Annotated in this window: 14 protein-coding genes; 5 read left to right on the forward strand and 9 right to left on the reverse strand. The window is 70.9% G+C overall.

What is annotated here, in order from left to right:
• The first annotated feature begins 219 nt into the window (after nt 1–219).
• Nucleotides 220–870 carry a twin-arginine translocation signal domain-containing protein gene (locus VFM98_RS24050; RefSeq protein WP_325112422.1) on the forward strand — a complete coding sequence of 217 codons (651 nt, stop codon included), beginning with the start codon at nt 220–222 and terminating at the stop codon, nt 868–870.
• Entirely contained in the window at nt 867–1,229 is a 363-nt protein-coding gene (locus VFM98_RS24055; protein ID WP_325112423.1) for an SPW repeat protein, read from the forward strand. Before VFM98_RS24050 ends, VFM98_RS24055 begins: the two co-directional genes overlap by 4 nt.
• A gap of 9 nt (nt 1,230–1,238) precedes the next feature.
• Here the strand turns inward: VFM98_RS24055 and murB are convergent, their stop codons facing one another.
• Nucleotides 1,239–2,279, reverse strand: a complete 1,041-nt coding sequence (gene murB, locus VFM98_RS24060; RefSeq protein WP_325112424.1) for a UDP-N-acetylmuramate dehydrogenase — start codon at nt 2,277–2,279, stop codon at nt 1,239–1,241.
• Between the two features lie 52 nt (nt 2,280–2,331).
• Here murB and VFM98_RS24065 point away from each other — a divergent pair, with 52 nt between their 5' ends.
• From VFM98_RS24065 to VFM98_RS24075, 3 genes are read left to right on the forward strand one after another with little or no spacing between them, the layout of a single operon-like run.
• Nucleotides 2,332–2,817, forward strand: a complete 486-nt coding sequence (locus tag VFM98_RS24065) for a YajQ family cyclic di-GMP-binding protein (RefSeq protein ID WP_325112425.1) — start codon at nt 2,332–2,334, stop codon at nt 2,815–2,817.
• Between the two features lie 5 nt (nt 2,818–2,822).
• Nucleotides 2,823–3,461, forward strand: coding sequence for a retropepsin-like aspartic protease family protein (locus tag VFM98_RS24070; protein ID WP_325112426.1), 639 nt, complete (start codon nt 2,823–2,825; stop codon nt 3,459–3,461).
• A gap of 8 nt (nt 3,462–3,469) precedes the next feature.
• On the forward strand, nt 3,470–5,080 hold the full coding sequence (locus VFM98_RS24075) for an MFS transporter (RefSeq protein WP_325112427.1): 1,611 nt from the start codon (nt 3,470–3,472) through the stop codon (nt 5,078–5,080).
• 12 nt (nt 5,081–5,092) lie between these two features.
• Here the strand turns inward: VFM98_RS24075 and plsY are convergent, their stop codons facing one another.
• The 8 genes from plsY to VFM98_RS24115 all read right to left on the reverse strand — a co-directional run bounded on the left by plsY (nt 5,093) and on the right by VFM98_RS24115 (nt 12,747).
• A complete protein-coding gene (gene plsY / locus VFM98_RS24080) occupies nt 5,093–5,788 on the reverse strand; it encodes a glycerol-3-phosphate 1-O-acyltransferase PlsY (protein WP_325112428.1) in 696 nt (231 codons plus the stop codon).
• 32 nt (nt 5,789–5,820) lie between these two features.
• On the reverse strand, nt 5,821–6,315 hold the full coding sequence (locus VFM98_RS24085; protein WP_325112429.1) for an aminoacyl-tRNA deacylase: 495 nt from the start codon (nt 6,313–6,315) through the stop codon (nt 5,821–5,823).
• A gap of 25 nt (nt 6,316–6,340) precedes the next feature.
• The gene (locus tag VFM98_RS24090) at nt 6,341–6,724 is read right to left on the reverse strand and encodes a response regulator (protein ID WP_325112430.1); all 384 of its coding nucleotides are present in this window, start codon (nt 6,722–6,724) and stop codon (nt 6,341–6,343) included.
• Nucleotides 6,725–6,861: 137 nt separating this feature from the next.
• Nucleotides 6,862–7,920, reverse strand: a complete 1,059-nt coding sequence (locus tag VFM98_RS24095) for an aldo/keto reductase (protein WP_325112431.1) — start codon at nt 7,918–7,920, stop codon at nt 6,862–6,864.
• 87 nt (nt 7,921–8,007) lie between these two features.
• A complete protein-coding gene (locus tag VFM98_RS24100) occupies nt 8,008–9,627 on the reverse strand; it encodes a c-type cytochrome (RefSeq protein WP_325112432.1) in 1,620 nt (539 codons plus the stop codon).
• A 12-nt stretch (nt 9,628–9,639) separates the two neighbouring features.
• The gene (locus VFM98_RS24105) at nt 9,640–10,269 is read right to left on the reverse strand and encodes an SCO family protein (protein WP_325112433.1); all 630 of its coding nucleotides are present in this window, start codon (nt 10,267–10,269) and stop codon (nt 9,640–9,642) included.
• A gap of 69 nt (nt 10,270–10,338) precedes the next feature.
• On the reverse strand, nt 10,339–12,165 hold the full coding sequence (locus VFM98_RS24110) for a multicopper oxidase family protein (protein WP_325112434.1): 1,827 nt from the start codon (nt 12,163–12,165) through the stop codon (nt 10,339–10,341).
• A 429-nt stretch (nt 12,166–12,594) separates the two neighbouring features.
• Nucleotides 12,595–12,747 carry a hypothetical protein gene (locus VFM98_RS24115; protein WP_325112435.1) on the reverse strand — a complete coding sequence of 51 codons (153 nt, stop codon included), beginning with the start codon at nt 12,745–12,747 and terminating at the stop codon, nt 12,595–12,597.
• Between the last annotated feature and the right edge of the window lie 369 nt (nt 12,748–13,116).

The following is a 13,116-nucleotide window of genomic DNA, read 5'->3' on the forward strand; positions in this document are numbered from 1 at the left end:
GGCGCCCTGACGGCCTTCGCCTCCAACTACCACACGCTGGGCGTCGCTTCCTACACCCGGGCCGGCGAGCGGACGCTCTCCGTCGGCGCACTCGGGATCGTGGTCGTCCTGGACTGAGGGGCCGGCGCCGGTTTGTCGCGCGTCAAGGAGGGGCCACGCAGACCGTGCGCGGCCTTGTGGCGCCGTACACGCGCCGCCTAACATGCCTGCGTCGCCGGCATGAAGCTCCATCCGATCGCCCTCGTCCTGCTCCTGCTGGCCGCTTGCGCCACGCCGCCCGGGCAGCAAGCCACCGGGCCGGCGGCGGTGCGCGCCGGCGCCGAGAAGGAGCTCGGCGACGCCGTGGTCGCCCCGCTCACGGACCTGAACCTCCTGCGCGTAACGATCCCGCCGGTGCTGGTGGAAGCGAAGAAGGCGCCCTACGCCACCCCGGCGGACCTCTCCTGCGCGGCACTGGCCGCCGAGGTGGAGGCGCTGGACGCCGCCCTGGGCGAGGACCTGGATGCGGCCGCCAGCACCGCCACCGTCACCCTGGTGCAGCGCGGCACCGATGCCGCCGGCAACGCGGTGATCGGCGCCGTGCGCAGGACCACGGAGGGCGTGCTCCCCTTCCGCAGCTGGGTGCGCAAGCTCACCGGCGCCGAGCGCCACGCCCGGGAGGTCGCCGCCGCCATCGACGCCGGCACGGTCCGGCGCGCCTTCCTGAAGGGCCTGGGCGCCGCCGCCGGGTGCGCGCCGCCGGCCGCGCCATGGAAGGCACCGCTCACCTCCGATACGGTTGGGAACTGGCGGGACGGCTCCGGTCGGATTACCATGGACCCACGCTCACAGCATTTGCCGCCCACGTGCGGCGAAAGGAGTGCGCCATGAAGCGAGTGAAGCACTGGCAGGACGTGGTCAATGCCGCGCTGGGAGCCTGGCTGATCGTGTCGCCCTGGGTCCTCGGGTTCCAGAACGTGGTGGTCGCCATGGTCAGCACCATGGCCATCGGTGCCCTCCTGATCGCCTCCAGCCTGGAGGCCATGCAGGTGCCGCAGGCCTGGGAGGAATGGCTCGATGCCGGGCTCGGCGCGCTGCTGATGGCGGCGCCCGCGCTGCTGGGGTTCGACGGCGTTGCGCCCGCACTGCAGAACGCGCTGGTCACCGGCGGGCTGGTGACGGGACTGGCGGTCTGGGTGCTGCTGTCGGACGACGAATTCGCCGCCGCCTGGGAGCGGATCGGCGGCTGAGGCCGGGCCTCACACCACCACCGGTTCCGGCTCCAGCCGGATGCCGAAGCGCTCGTAGACGCTGGTCTGGATCGCCCGGGCCAGCGTGACCACCTCGCCGCCGGTGGCGCCGCCGCGGTTCACCAGCACCAGGGCCTGCTTCTCGTACACGCCGGCCTGCCCGACCGACTTGCCTTTCCAGCCGCAGGCATCGATGAGCCAGCCGGCGGCGAGCTTCACGCTGCCGTCCGGCATCGGGTAGTGCACGATGCCGGGGTCGCGGGCGATGATGTCCTGGCACTGCTCCGGGGTCACGGTGGGGTTCTTGAAGAAGCTGCCCGCGTTGCCGATCACCCGCGGATCGGGCAGCTTGGCGCTGCGGATGGCGCACACCCAGTCGTAGATCCGGCGCGCATCCGGCTGCTGGACGCCCGATTCCGTCATCTTGCGCTGCAGGTCCACGTAGCCCAGCACCGGCTTCCAGGGCTTGGGCAGGCGCACCCGCACGCGCAGGATCAGGGCCCGGCCGGCCAGGCCGAGGTCGCTGTCGCGCGCCGCCGAATGCTTGAACACCGAATCGCGGTAGCCGAAGGCGCACTGGCCGGCGTCGAGGGTGAACTCGCGGCCGGTCATCAGGTCGATGGCGTCGAGCGACTCGAAGCGGTCCTGCAGCTCGATGCCGTAGGCGCCGATGTTCTGCACCGGTGCGGCGCCCACCGTGCCGGGGATGAGCGCCAGGTTCTCCAGCCCGCCGAAGCCCTGCTCCAGCGTCCAGGTCACGGCCTCGTGCCAGTTCTCGCCGGCGCCGAACTCGATGACGGTGGCCTTGGGCCCGTCCTCCAGCACCTGGCGTCCGGGCACCTCCACCTTCAGCACGACGGACTTCACGTCGCCGGTCAGCACGATGTTGCTGCCGCCGCCCAGGATGAACTTCGGTTCGTCGCGCCATTCCGGCTGGGCCAGCACGGCATGGACGTCGGCGGCACTGCGCACCCGCACCAGCGTGCGCGCCTTCGCGACGATCCCGAAAGTGTTGTAGGGCTGCAGCGACGCGTTCGACTCGACGATCATGGGAGAATTGTGCCCAAAGCCGCTACAGGCAGGGTGCAGGAGGAATCTCGAGATGCCGTCATTCGATACCGTGTGCGAACCGAACATGGTGGAGGTCAGGAACGCCGTGGACAACGCCGCCAAGGAGATCGGGACTCGGTTCGACTTCAAGGGCACGGCCGCCGCCATCGAAATCAAGGAGAAGGAAATCACGCTCACGGGCGATGCCGATTTCCAGCTGCAGCAGGTGATGGACGTGCTGCTGAACAAGCTGGCCAAGCGCAACGTCGACGTGCGTTTCCTCGACAAGGGCGACGTGCAGAAGATCGGCGGCGACAAGGTGAAGCAGGTCGTCAAGGTCCGCAGCGGCATCGAGTCCGAGCAGGCCAGGAAGATCCAGAAGCTCGTCAAGGACAGCAAGCTGAAGGTGCAGGCCGCCATCCAGGGCGACGCGGTGCGCGTCACCGGCAAGGACCGCGACGTGCTGCAGCAGACCATCGCGCTGGTGCGCAAGGAGATGGCCGACCTGCCCCTGTCCTTCACCAACTTCCGCGATTGAACGCCGTGCGACCCCTCCTCGCCCTGTGCGTGGCGCTGGCCGCGGGCGCCGCGTCCGCGCAGTCCGTGGCGCTGCACGGCATGCTGGGCAACAAGGCCCTGCTGATCGTGGACGGCAGCGCACCCAAGACCGTCGCCCCCGGCGAGAGCTACAAGGGCGTGACGGTCCTGTCCACCCTGGGCGACGAGGCGGTGGTGGAGGTCGCCGGCCAGCGCCAGACGCTGCGCATCGGCGAGGCGCCGGCCAGCGTCGGCGGCGGGGCCGCGCCGGCGCGCTCCGGCAAGATCGTGCTGACGGCCGGCACCGGCGGGCACTTCCTCGCCTCGGGCGCCATCAACGGGCGCGCCGTGCAGTTCATGGTGGACACCGGGGCCACCACCGTCGCCCTGGGCACCGTGGACGCGGAACGCCTGGGCATCGACTACCGCAAGGGCCAGCTCACGCGCAGCGGCACCGCCAACGGCATCGTCAGCGCCCATCTGGTCAAGCTCAACGCGGTGCGGGTCGGCGAAGTGGAGGTCTACGACGTCGAGGCCCTCGTGCTGCCTGCCCACACCGGCCCGCTCCTGCTTGGCAACAGCTTCCTCTCCCGCTTCCAGATGACCCGCTTCAACGACCAGTTGGTGCTGGAGCGCCGTTACTAGTTCTTCCCTTGCCCGATTCCACCCTTTCCGGCACTGCCACCCGGTCGCGCCCGCCCGAGAGTGCGCTCGGCCCCCTGAAGACGCCGGTGTTCCGCATGCTGTGGTTCACCTGGCTGGCCGCCAACACCACGATGTGGATGAACGACGTGGCCTCGGCCTGGCTGATGACGTCGATCGGCCCCTCCCCGCTGTGGGTGGCCCTGGTGCAGAGCGCCGCCACGCTGCCGGTGTTCCTGCTGGGGCTGCCCAGCGGGGCACTGGCCGACACGCTGGACCGGCGGCTTTACTTCATGGCCACCCAGTTCTGGGTGGCCGCCATCGCCACGCTGCTGTGCGTGGTGATCCTGATGGACCAGCTGACGGCGCCGCTGCTGCTGGCGCTCACCTTCGCCAACGGCATCGGCCTGGCGATGCGCTGGCCGGTGTTCGCCGCCATCGTGCCGGAGATCGTGAGCCGGCCGCAGCTCGCCCAGGCGCTGGCCCTGAACGGCGTGGCCATGAACGCCTCGCGCATCATCGGCCCGCTGATCGCGGGCGCGCTGCTGGCCAGCGTGGGCGGCGCGTACGTGTTCGTGCTCAACGCCACGCTGTCGATCCTGGCGGGACTCACCATCATGCGCTGGCGCCGCGAGCACCGCGAAAGCCCGCTCGGGCGCGAGCCGCTGGTCAGCGCCATGCGGGTGGGCGTGCAGTTCGTCTGGCACTCCAGCCGCATGCGCGCGGTGATGCTGCGCATCGCCCTCTTCTTCCTGCATTCCACGGCCATGATGGCGCTGCTGCCCCTGGTGGCACGCGGCCTGCCGGGCGGCAAGGCGGGCACCTTCACCGTGCTGCTGGCCTCCATGGGCGTCGGCGCCATCGTCTCGGCGCTGCTGATGCCCAAGATCCGCCGCTGGCTGCCGCTGCAGCGCCGGGTGCTGGTGGGCACCGTGGTGCAGGCGCTGGCCGCGGTGGTGGTGGGCTTCGCGCCCAACATCTACCTGGCCGTGCCGGCGATGGTGATGGCCGGCGCCGCCTGGATCACGGTGGCCAATTCGCTCACCGTCGCTGCCCAGATGTCGCTGCCCGACTGGGTGCGGGCACGCGGCATGTCCGTCTACCAGATGGCGCTCATGGGCTCGACGGCCGCCGGCGCGGCGCTGTGGGGCCAGGTGGCCACCATGAGCTCGATCGGCGTGGCGCTGGCCGTCTCGGCCGCGACCGGCATCGCCTCCATGCTGGCCGCGCAGCGCCTCAAGATCGACCGCGGCACCGAGGAGGAGCTCACGCCCTCGCGCGTGCTGCGCATGCCCGAGATGCAGCCGCCGCCGACCGCTGGACGCATCCTGGTGCGGGTGGAGTACCGCATCGATCCGACCCGGGTCGACGACTTCCTGGCCCTGATGCAGGAGAGCCGGCGCAGCCGGCTGCGCCAGGGCGCGCTGGAATGGCAGCTGCTGCACGACATCAACGAGCCGCGCCGCTATGTCGAACAGATCATCGATGCCTCGTGGACCGAGCACCTGCGCCGCTTCGACCGCATCAGCGCCGCCGACGCGGCCCTGCGCGACCGCCGGCTCGCCTTCCATGTCGGCGAGGAGCCGCCGCGCGTCAGCCGCTACGTGATCGCGCAGGAGTGACGACGCCCCGCCTCAGTGGCGGTGGTGGTGCCGGTGGTGATGCTCGTGCGGGCCGTGCGGGTGCGCGGCCGGCTGCGGCTCGGCCTTCTTCGCGCCCAGCTTCGACTCCTTGCCTTGCAGCAGGCGCTGGATGTTGGCGCGATGCCGCCAGGCGAGCAGCAGCGCCATGACGAACAGCGCCATCGCCACCGGCCCTTCCGCGTACCAGGCGTTGCCGGCGACCAGCAGGTAGAAGGTGGGAGCGAACACTGCCGCGACCAGCGAGGCGAGCGACGAATAGCGGAAGAAGAAGGCGATGATCAGCCAGGTGAGGCAGGTCGCCAGGCCCAGCAGCCAGTGCACCCCGAACACCACGCCGAGGAAGGTGGCCACGCCCTTGCCGCCCTGGAAGCGGAAGAACACCGGATAGAGATGGCCGAGGAACGCCGCCAGGCCCACCAGGGCCAGGGTGGCGTCGCCCAGGCCGTAGTTGCGGCCGTACAGCTTCACCAGCAGCACCGGCACGAAACCCTTCAGCGCGTCGAACAGCAACGTGACGATGGCGGCGGCCTTGCTGCCGGAACGCAGCACGTTGGTGGCGCCGGGATTCCTGCTGCCGAAGGTGCGCGGGTCCGACAGGCCCATCGCGCGGCTCACGATCACCGCGAAGGAGAGCGACCCGAGCAGGTAGGCGGCGAGGACGGCGAGGATGGGAGCGAAGGTTTGCACGGCAGCTATTGTGCCTGCGGCACGGCCGCGGTCTACGGCTCCTGCAGCGCGCAGTTCACCGGCTTCGCGGCCAGCAGCCGGGGCAGCACCTGCGGATCGATGCCCACCAGGTAGCCGCGGCGGCCGCCATTGAGCACGATGCGCGGCAGGGCGAGGATGCTCTCCTCCACGTACACCGGCATCTGCCGGCGCGTGCCGAAGGGCGAGGTGCCGCCCACCAGGTAGCCGCTGTGGCGGTTGGCCACTTCGGGCTTGCACGGTTCGACCGACTTCGCGCCGATCTGGCGCGCCAGGTTCTTGGTCGAGACCTTGCGGTTGCCGTGCATCAGCACCACCAGCGGCCGCGCCTTCTCGTCCTCCATGATCAGCGTCTTCACCACGGTGAAGGGATCGAAGCCGAGCACCTCGGCGCTGTGCTGGGCCCCGCCGTGCTCCACGTACTCGTAGGGGTGCTCGGTATAGGCGACGCCGTTCGCCTTCAGGAAGGCGGTGGCGGGCGTCTCGCTGACGTGCTCTTTGCGGGCCATGGCGCCCGGATTGTGCCAGCGCGCCTCAGCCGCCCCCGCCGCCCTGCACCTGGGCGGCCAGCCAGGCCGAGAAGGCGGTCGCCTCCGTCTTGGCGAACACCTGTTCCGCGCCCATGGACAGGCAATGCGAACGGATGGCTGGCGTCGCATAGCTGCTGAACACGATCACGCGACCGGCCGGATGCGTCTCGCGCGCGGCGGTGATCACGCCCAGGCCCGAGCCCTGCTCCAGCACGAGGTCGACGATCGCGATCTCCCACTCGGCCTGGTTGGCGAGCAGCCAGAACTTCGCGTCCGGCTCGGTCGACGCCGAGCCCACGACCTCCAGCCCGCCGATGGTCTGCAGCAGGTCGCCGATGAAGAATTGAATGCCGTCGGCGTCTTCGCAGACGAACACCCGGGTGTCCAAGTCAAGCTCCGCCTGTCCTTTGGCCCGATTTTCCGGCAGGAATGCGGCTCGGCCACAGAATTTGCGCGCCCGCCCTACCGGAACCGGGCCAGCGCGCCCTGCGCGAAGGCGCTGCCGGCCGACTTGAAATCGTGGCGCTACTGCGCCGGGTCGCGCAGTTCCCAGCGCACGCGGTCGATCTGCGCCAGCAGTTCGGGCGGCAGCGGGCTGCCCCAGGCGTCGATGTTCTCATCGAGCTGGGCCAGCGAGGTGACGCCGATGATCGTGCTGGCCACGCGCCAGTTGCCGTAGCACCAAGCCAGCGCCATGCGGGTGGGCGTGAGCCCGTGCTCGCGCGCCAGCGCGTTGTAGCGGCGCGCGGCCGCCAGCGCGTCGGCGCGGCCCCAGCGCTGGTTGCGCATGCGCTCGAACTTCGCGAGCCGGCCGGGCGGCGCGTCCGCGCCCGCGGTACCGCTGGCGTCGTACTTGCCGGTGAGCGCCCCGAAGGCCAGCGGCGAGTACGCCAGCAGCGACACGCCCAGCCGGTGCAGCGTCTCGTCCAGGCCGTTGTCGACCCCGCGGCTGGTGAGGCAGTAGGGGTTCTGCACGCTCGCGATGCGCGGCAGCTCGAACTGCTCGGCGACGCGCACGAACTCGTGCACGCCGTAGGGCGTCTCGTTGGACAGGCCGACGAAGCGGACCTTGCCGGCGCGCACCAGTTTCTGGAGCGCCTCGAGCTGCTCGTAGATGGAGGTCTTGCTGGTCTCGCGCGCCGGGTCGTAGTAGATCTCCCCGAAGCTGGGCACGTGGCGCTCCGGCCAGTGGATCTGGTACAGGTCGATGACGTCGGTCTGCAGGCGCTTCAGCGACGCCTCGCAGGAAGCGACGATGTCCGCCGGCGTCAGGCCCTGCCCTGCGCGCACCCAGGGCATGCCGCGCGAGGGCCCCGCCACCTTGGTGGCCAGCACGATGCGCTGGCGCATCCCCGGCCGGGCGGCGAGCCAGTTGCCGATGAAGGTCTCGGTGCGGCTGTAGGTCTCCGCGCGCGGCGGCACCGGGTACATCTCCGCGGTGTCGATGAAATTGATCCCGCGCTCGATCGCGCGGTCGAGGATGGCGTGGGTGTCGGGCTCGGACACCTGCTCGCCGAAGGTCATGGTGCCGAGGCAGATCGGGGTGACCTGCAGGTCGCTCTGACCGAGCTGGAGGGTTTGCATCAGGATTGCTTCGCTGCCGTGGAATCGATGGCGGCGAGCATAGTACGAAAGGGCCCCGGAGGCCCTTTCGCCTGCAGCGCGAGCTTCCTAGGGCGCGATGCGTTCGCCGACGGCGGCGAGCCCGCCGCGCTCGCCCTCGAAGCGCACCAGGTAACCCGTCTTGGCGGCGAAGCGCTGGCCGATGCCGAGCGCGAGGCTCGGATAGAGCCCGGTCGCGTTGCTGCGCTCCATGTCGGTCTCCACGCGCTCGACGAAGTAGTCGCGCCCGAAATGGTCCTCCGCTTCCAGCATCGCCGTGCGCAGCGCCTTGCAGGCGACGTAGGCGTCGCCCTGGACCCGCTCGTCGGTGAGGGGCAGGCCGCGCTGCGCGAGCCACTGCCGCATCGGCAGGGTGCGCAGCGTGCGCTGCTGCGGCAGCTCGTAGGGATACGCCATCAGGGCGCGCTCCTTCCAGGCCGGCGGCAGGGGAACCTCGTCGCGACCGGCCAGCGTGGCCGAGACGAACACCTGGGCGCCCGCGGGCCGGCCCTCGCCGAGGCGCTGCAGGTCGTCCGGGCGCAGCCAGAGCACCAGCGTGCCCTGCGCCGGCACCTTGGCCAGCGTGTCCGGCCGGACTGCAGCCCCGGCCGGAATGCGGATTTCGGTCATGGTGGCCCCCGCCGTTGCGAGCGCCTTGCGCAAGGCCGCCGCGGCAGCCTTGGCGGAGGCGTCGTGCTCGCGCAGCACCTGTGTGACGTGCACGGCGCCGCCCGGCTGCTGCGCCAGGTAGCGCGCCACCAGCGCGGCCTCCAGCAGCGCACCCTTGCCCAGGTAGATCGGGTAGAAGCCGTCGGTTGCGGCGGGCGCGGCCTCGAGGTGCGGAAAGAGGCAGGGCACACCCGCGCCCTCGCAGAAGCCGTGCACCGGCGCCCATTGCGCGCCGCCCACGCCCCCCACCAGCGCGAACACGGGCTGCTCGCTGGCGTGCCGCGCCAGCTGCGCTTCCCAGCCCTCCTGCGGCCCCTGGAGCCGCCACACGTGCAGCTGCCACGGGCGGCCCGCGCGCTGCTCCATGCCTTGCGCGAGCTTCCGGCGTCCCCGCTCCGGCTGCGGCCCGGCGTTGTGCTCGTCGAAGCAGGCCTGCAGCACGCCGAGCATCGCCTCGCTGCGCTGCGCCGGCACGCCGGGCGCGATCACGGTGGCGAAGTGCACCGTGTCCGTTTGCGCGCCGGCATCCGCGGCCAGCGCCTGCGGCAGCGTGCGCAGGTAGGCGTGCAGCGCGCGCACTTCCTGGTCGTCGAGGCGGTAGCGCGGCATCACGTAGTCGAGGTGCCGCCCCGACGCATCGACGCCTTCGCGCAGCGCGCGGGCGAGGCTCGCCTCCGCATAGGCGGGGCGGCCGTCGCCGATCGCCGAGGCGCCCTTGCCCGCGGGCATGGGGGTGAACAAGGCGGCCGCCGTCACGGGCGGGATGTAGCTGCGGCCTTCCGCGCCGCCCATGCCGCTGCGCCGGTGGCAGGCGACGCAGGCCGCCTCGGCGCCGGCGAGCACGAGGCCGCCGGTGCGCCCGGCGACCAGGGGACTCCCGTCCGCGCGCCGCCCCGCCCGGTAGAGCGCGCGGCCTCGGGCCACCAGGTCGCCGGGCGCCGGCGCCTCTCCGGCCGCGCCGGCCTGTGCGGCCAGCGCCAGCAGCAGCATGCCGATGGCGGCACGGAAGGTGATGCGCATGCGCCGCCTCCTTCAGTGCCGGTGCACGAGACGGCGGTATTCCGCCATCAGTTCGTCGGGCGAGGTGAAGCCGTCCAGCCGCACCCAGGGCTCGCCGGGCGCGGCGCGCAGGAAGGTCGCCGGCCGGTGGTGCATCTTGCCGCCGTAGTAGGCCTGGAAGGCCTTCTGCAGGCTCACGCTGGCGGCGGTGCTGCCGGTGAAGAAGGCCCACTGCCGGCCGGCGTCGAAGCGGCGCGCGTACTCGGACAGGCGCGCGGGCGTGTCCTCCTCGGGGTCGATGCTGATGGACACCAGGTGCACCTGCTCGCTTTCGGCGCCGAGGCGGCGCTGGAATTCCGCGAAGCTGTGGCTCAGGATCGGGCAGATCGCGGTGCAGCTGGTGTAGATGAAATCGAGCACGACGGGCTTGCCGTCGTCGATCGCCTGCGGGAACTGCGCCCGGGCGCCGTCCGCGCGCAGCAGCGCCGTGGACGGGATCTGGTACAGCGCCACCTGGCGTGCGTAGCCGGACGGCACTTCGACGTGCTGGTGGTGATGGTGCGCGTGCTCGCCGCCGGCCCAGGCAAGGGGCGCGAGCGCGGCGAACGCCGCCGCGGCCAGCGCCGCGGCAAGGACGGAAGCGTGGCTCCGGATCGTGGACATGGTCTTCTCCTGCGGGAAAGGAAGGGCCCGCGGGGAGCCCTTCCGCCTTCACGAACAATGAGTGCGCGTTCAGCGCCCCGGGGGGATGGCACCCACGAAGTAGGGCCGCATCATCTCGTGGTCCTCGTGCGAGAGGATGTGGCAGTGGTACAGGTACTCGCCCGGCCGGTTGAACCGGGCGATGACCCGCGTGACCTCCCCCGGGAACATCTTGGCGGTGTCCTTCTTGCCGGCTTCCTCCGCGCCCGGCGCGCGCGCCTTGCCGCGGAACTTGACCGACGCCTCGTCGAGCACGCCGCCCAGCGAGCCGTCGCTGTTGGTCTTGGGCGTGATCGTGCCGCTGAACTTCTGCCGGTCGATGATGCGGAAGTCCACCAGGTGCATGTGGATCGGGTGCGCGTCGGCGGTGGTGTTGTAGAACTCCCAGACTTCGGTGTCGCCCACCTGCGGGTTCTCCGTGATCGGGTCCGCGAACACCAGCGTGCCGTTCAGGGTGGGCCGGCTGTTGTCGACGATGCCGGCCATGGTCTGCAGGCGACCGCGGCTGTCGGTGCCCTCGAACAGCAGGATCTTGCGCGTGCGCACCGGCGCCGCGGGCACCGGCACCGGGCCGGAAACCGGGCGCAGGTTGGCCGGGATCGGGCGGTCCGGGATGCCGGAAAGGGGCAGCGAGACGCGGAAGGCCATGATCTGGCCGGTGGTCTTGGGGTCGACCGCGCCGCCGCCGGGGTACGGCGCCTTGGCGTTGTTGCGGATGATGATGGTCTGCCCCGCCATGCCGGCGAAGTTGAGGATCATGTCGCAGCGCTCGCCCGGGGCGACGCTGAGCGTCGTCTGACTCACCGGCGCGTTCAGCAGGCCCAGGTCGGAGCCGATCTGCACCCAGGGCATGCCGTTGGACAGCTGCATGTCGTACACGCGCGAGTCGGAGCCGTTCAGTACGCGGAAGCGGTACTTGCGCGGCTCGACATCGAGCACGGGCCAGGCCACGCCGTTCACCAGGATCGTGTCGCCGAAGTTCTCCGGCAGGTGCGTCGGCGTCGGGGCGGCGGGGTTGGCCGGATCGACGTGGTCGTAGAACAGCTCGCCGTTGGCGAGGAACGTGCGGTCCTGGATCAGGAGCGGCACTTCGTAGGGGTACTGCGGCAGCTGCAGCGCGTCCTCGTTGGCGTCGCGGATGAAGTAGTGGCCCGCCAGGCCCATGTACACGTTCAGGCGCGTCACGCCCACGGAGTGGTCGTGGTACCAGAGCTGGGTCGCTTCCTGCGAGTTGTCGTAGGTGTACAGCGGGTTGAACAGGCGGCCCGTCTGCGCGTTGCCCGGCGTGGCCCATGCATCCGGCAGGCCGTCGCTCAGGGACTCGGTATCGCCGCCATGCTGGTGCGCCACCAGGGGCACGGGGCCGGTGTAGGGCATGTTGGCCGGATTGCCGTTGTTGAGCGGGTCGGCCCAGTCCAGCGTCTGGTCCACCGGCACGTCGGCCGGGTACTGGACGCCGTTCAGCGCGTTGATGTAGCGCACCTTCACCGCATTGCCGCTGCGCAGGTTGAAGCTGTAGCCGGGGTACGTCGCCGGCTGCAGGCTGGTGCCGTAGCCCCACGCGGTGTGCCGCAGGCGCGTTCCGGTCACCGGGTCGACCAGGCCGGCATCGTGCGTGATCTGCTGCGCGCTGATCTCGTACAGCGGCAGGCCCGTGGCGCCGTCGATGCCGGTGGGCATGAAGATGGAGCTGGGGGCGAGCGGGTTGGGCAGCGGGTTCACGAACTTGGGCTGCGCCACCGCATTGAGCAGCGGCAGGCTCTGCGCCCGCACGGAGCGGGGCAGCAGGCCCGCGGGGACAAGAAGGCTGGTGGCTGCTGCACCTCCCCAGCCCAGAAATTGTCGTCTGGCGATCATCTCGTTCCTCTTCCTCGTTCTCTGCGCGGTAGTGCGCGACACGGTCGATCGCATCAACCGTGCCGGGCACCCGATTCACACTTTGCGAAGGTGCTTAACAGAGGGAACGAAGGGGCCCGATTCGCCGGAACGAAGGTGCCGTGGCTGGGGAATTTACCCCGGCAGCGGGCGCATTTCCCCGCGTACGGGGAACTTTCCCCTCGGGGTTAAGCACCTCGCGTTGCAGGCTTCGAATGCGAACGAGTCACAGGATGATCTGGATAGTTTTGGTGGCTGTTAATGTTTCCTTAAGGTTTGCGTGCCAGCGCGGTCGATCGAGATAAGAAGAGAAGAAGAACGATTCTCAGACGCAGAGGAACGGGCAGACGCAAGAGGCATCGCAAGAAGCAGGCCCGCGTTGCGGGCTGCCGAGGGACGGCGGCGCGATGCTCAGGGCGTGCCGGCGGCGCCTTCGGGCAGCGGTCCGGCGCCGAGGCTGCCGGTGGCGTTCTCGGGCAGCGGCAGCCTTTCCAAGCGCGGTGGCGCCTCGGCTTCGCGGATCGGTGGCGGCGCGGGCTCGACCTCCTGCGTCTCGACCGGCATGGCGGACTCTTCGACCCGCGTGCGTTCGCTGCGGCGCGGGCGCCGCGCGGGTGCGGCGCTTGCGGTCTCGGCCGCCTCCTGCGCGGGCGGCTCGACTTCCTCGTTCGCCTGCCGGCGCGGCGCGCGCCTGGCAGGCTCCGCGCTCGCCCGCCTGCTCGGCGCAGGTTCGGTCTTCGGCGCCGGTTCGATCTTCGCCGGCTCAGGCGCTGCAGCCAGGGGGGCGGGTGCCGGAGCCGCAGCGCGCGGCGCAGGTGCCGGGGCGGGATTCGCGGCGGTGGGTTTCGGCGCCGAGGCCGCAGCCCTGGGGGCTGGCGCCGAGGCCGCAGCCGTAGGCGCCGGCGCGGAGGCCGCAGCGACGGGCGCCGGGGC

It is taken from the genome of Ramlibacter sp., from assembly GCF_035706265.1.
Taxonomy (GTDB): Bacteria; Pseudomonadota; Gammaproteobacteria; order Burkholderiales; family Burkholderiaceae_C; genus Ramlibacter.

Excerpts from the sequence above, each read along its gene's own strand:
- VFM98_RS24050 (WP_325112422.1), top strand. The coding sequence starts at position 220 with ATGAAGCTCCATCCGATCGCCCTCGTCCTGCTCCTGCTGGCCGCTTGC.
- VFM98_RS24115 (WP_325112435.1), bottom strand. The coding sequence starts at position 12,747 with ATGCCGGTCGAGACGCAGGAGGTCGAGCCCGCGCCGCCACCGATCCGC.
- VFM98_RS24105 (WP_325112433.1), bottom strand. The coding sequence starts at position 10,269 with ATGTCCACGATCCGGAGCCACGCTTCCGTCCTTGCCGCGGCGCTGGCC.
- VFM98_RS24065 (WP_325112425.1), top strand. The coding sequence starts at position 2,332 with ATGCCGTCATTCGATACCGTGTGCGAACCGAACATGGTGGAGGTCAGG.
- VFM98_RS24095 (WP_325112431.1), bottom strand. The coding sequence starts at position 7,920 with ATGCAAACCCTCCAGCTCGGTCAGAGCGACCTGCAGGTCACCCCGATC.
- VFM98_RS24110 (WP_325112434.1), bottom strand. The coding sequence starts at position 12,165 with ATGATCGCCAGACGACAATTTCTGGGCTGGGGAGGTGCAGCAGCCACC.
- VFM98_RS24100 (WP_325112432.1), bottom strand. The coding sequence starts at position 9,627 with ATGCGCATCACCTTCCGTGCCGCCATCGGCATGCTGCTGCTGGCGCTG.
- VFM98_RS24055 (WP_325112423.1), top strand. The coding sequence starts at position 867 with ATGAAGCGAGTGAAGCACTGGCAGGACGTGGTCAATGCCGCGCTGGGA.
- murB (WP_325112424.1), bottom strand. The coding sequence starts at position 2,279 with ATGATCGTCGAGTCGAACGCGTCGCTGCAGCCCTACAACACTTTCGGG.
- VFM98_RS24085 (WP_325112429.1), bottom strand. The coding sequence starts at position 6,315 with ATGGCCCGCAAAGAGCACGTCAGCGAGACGCCCGCCACCGCCTTCCTG.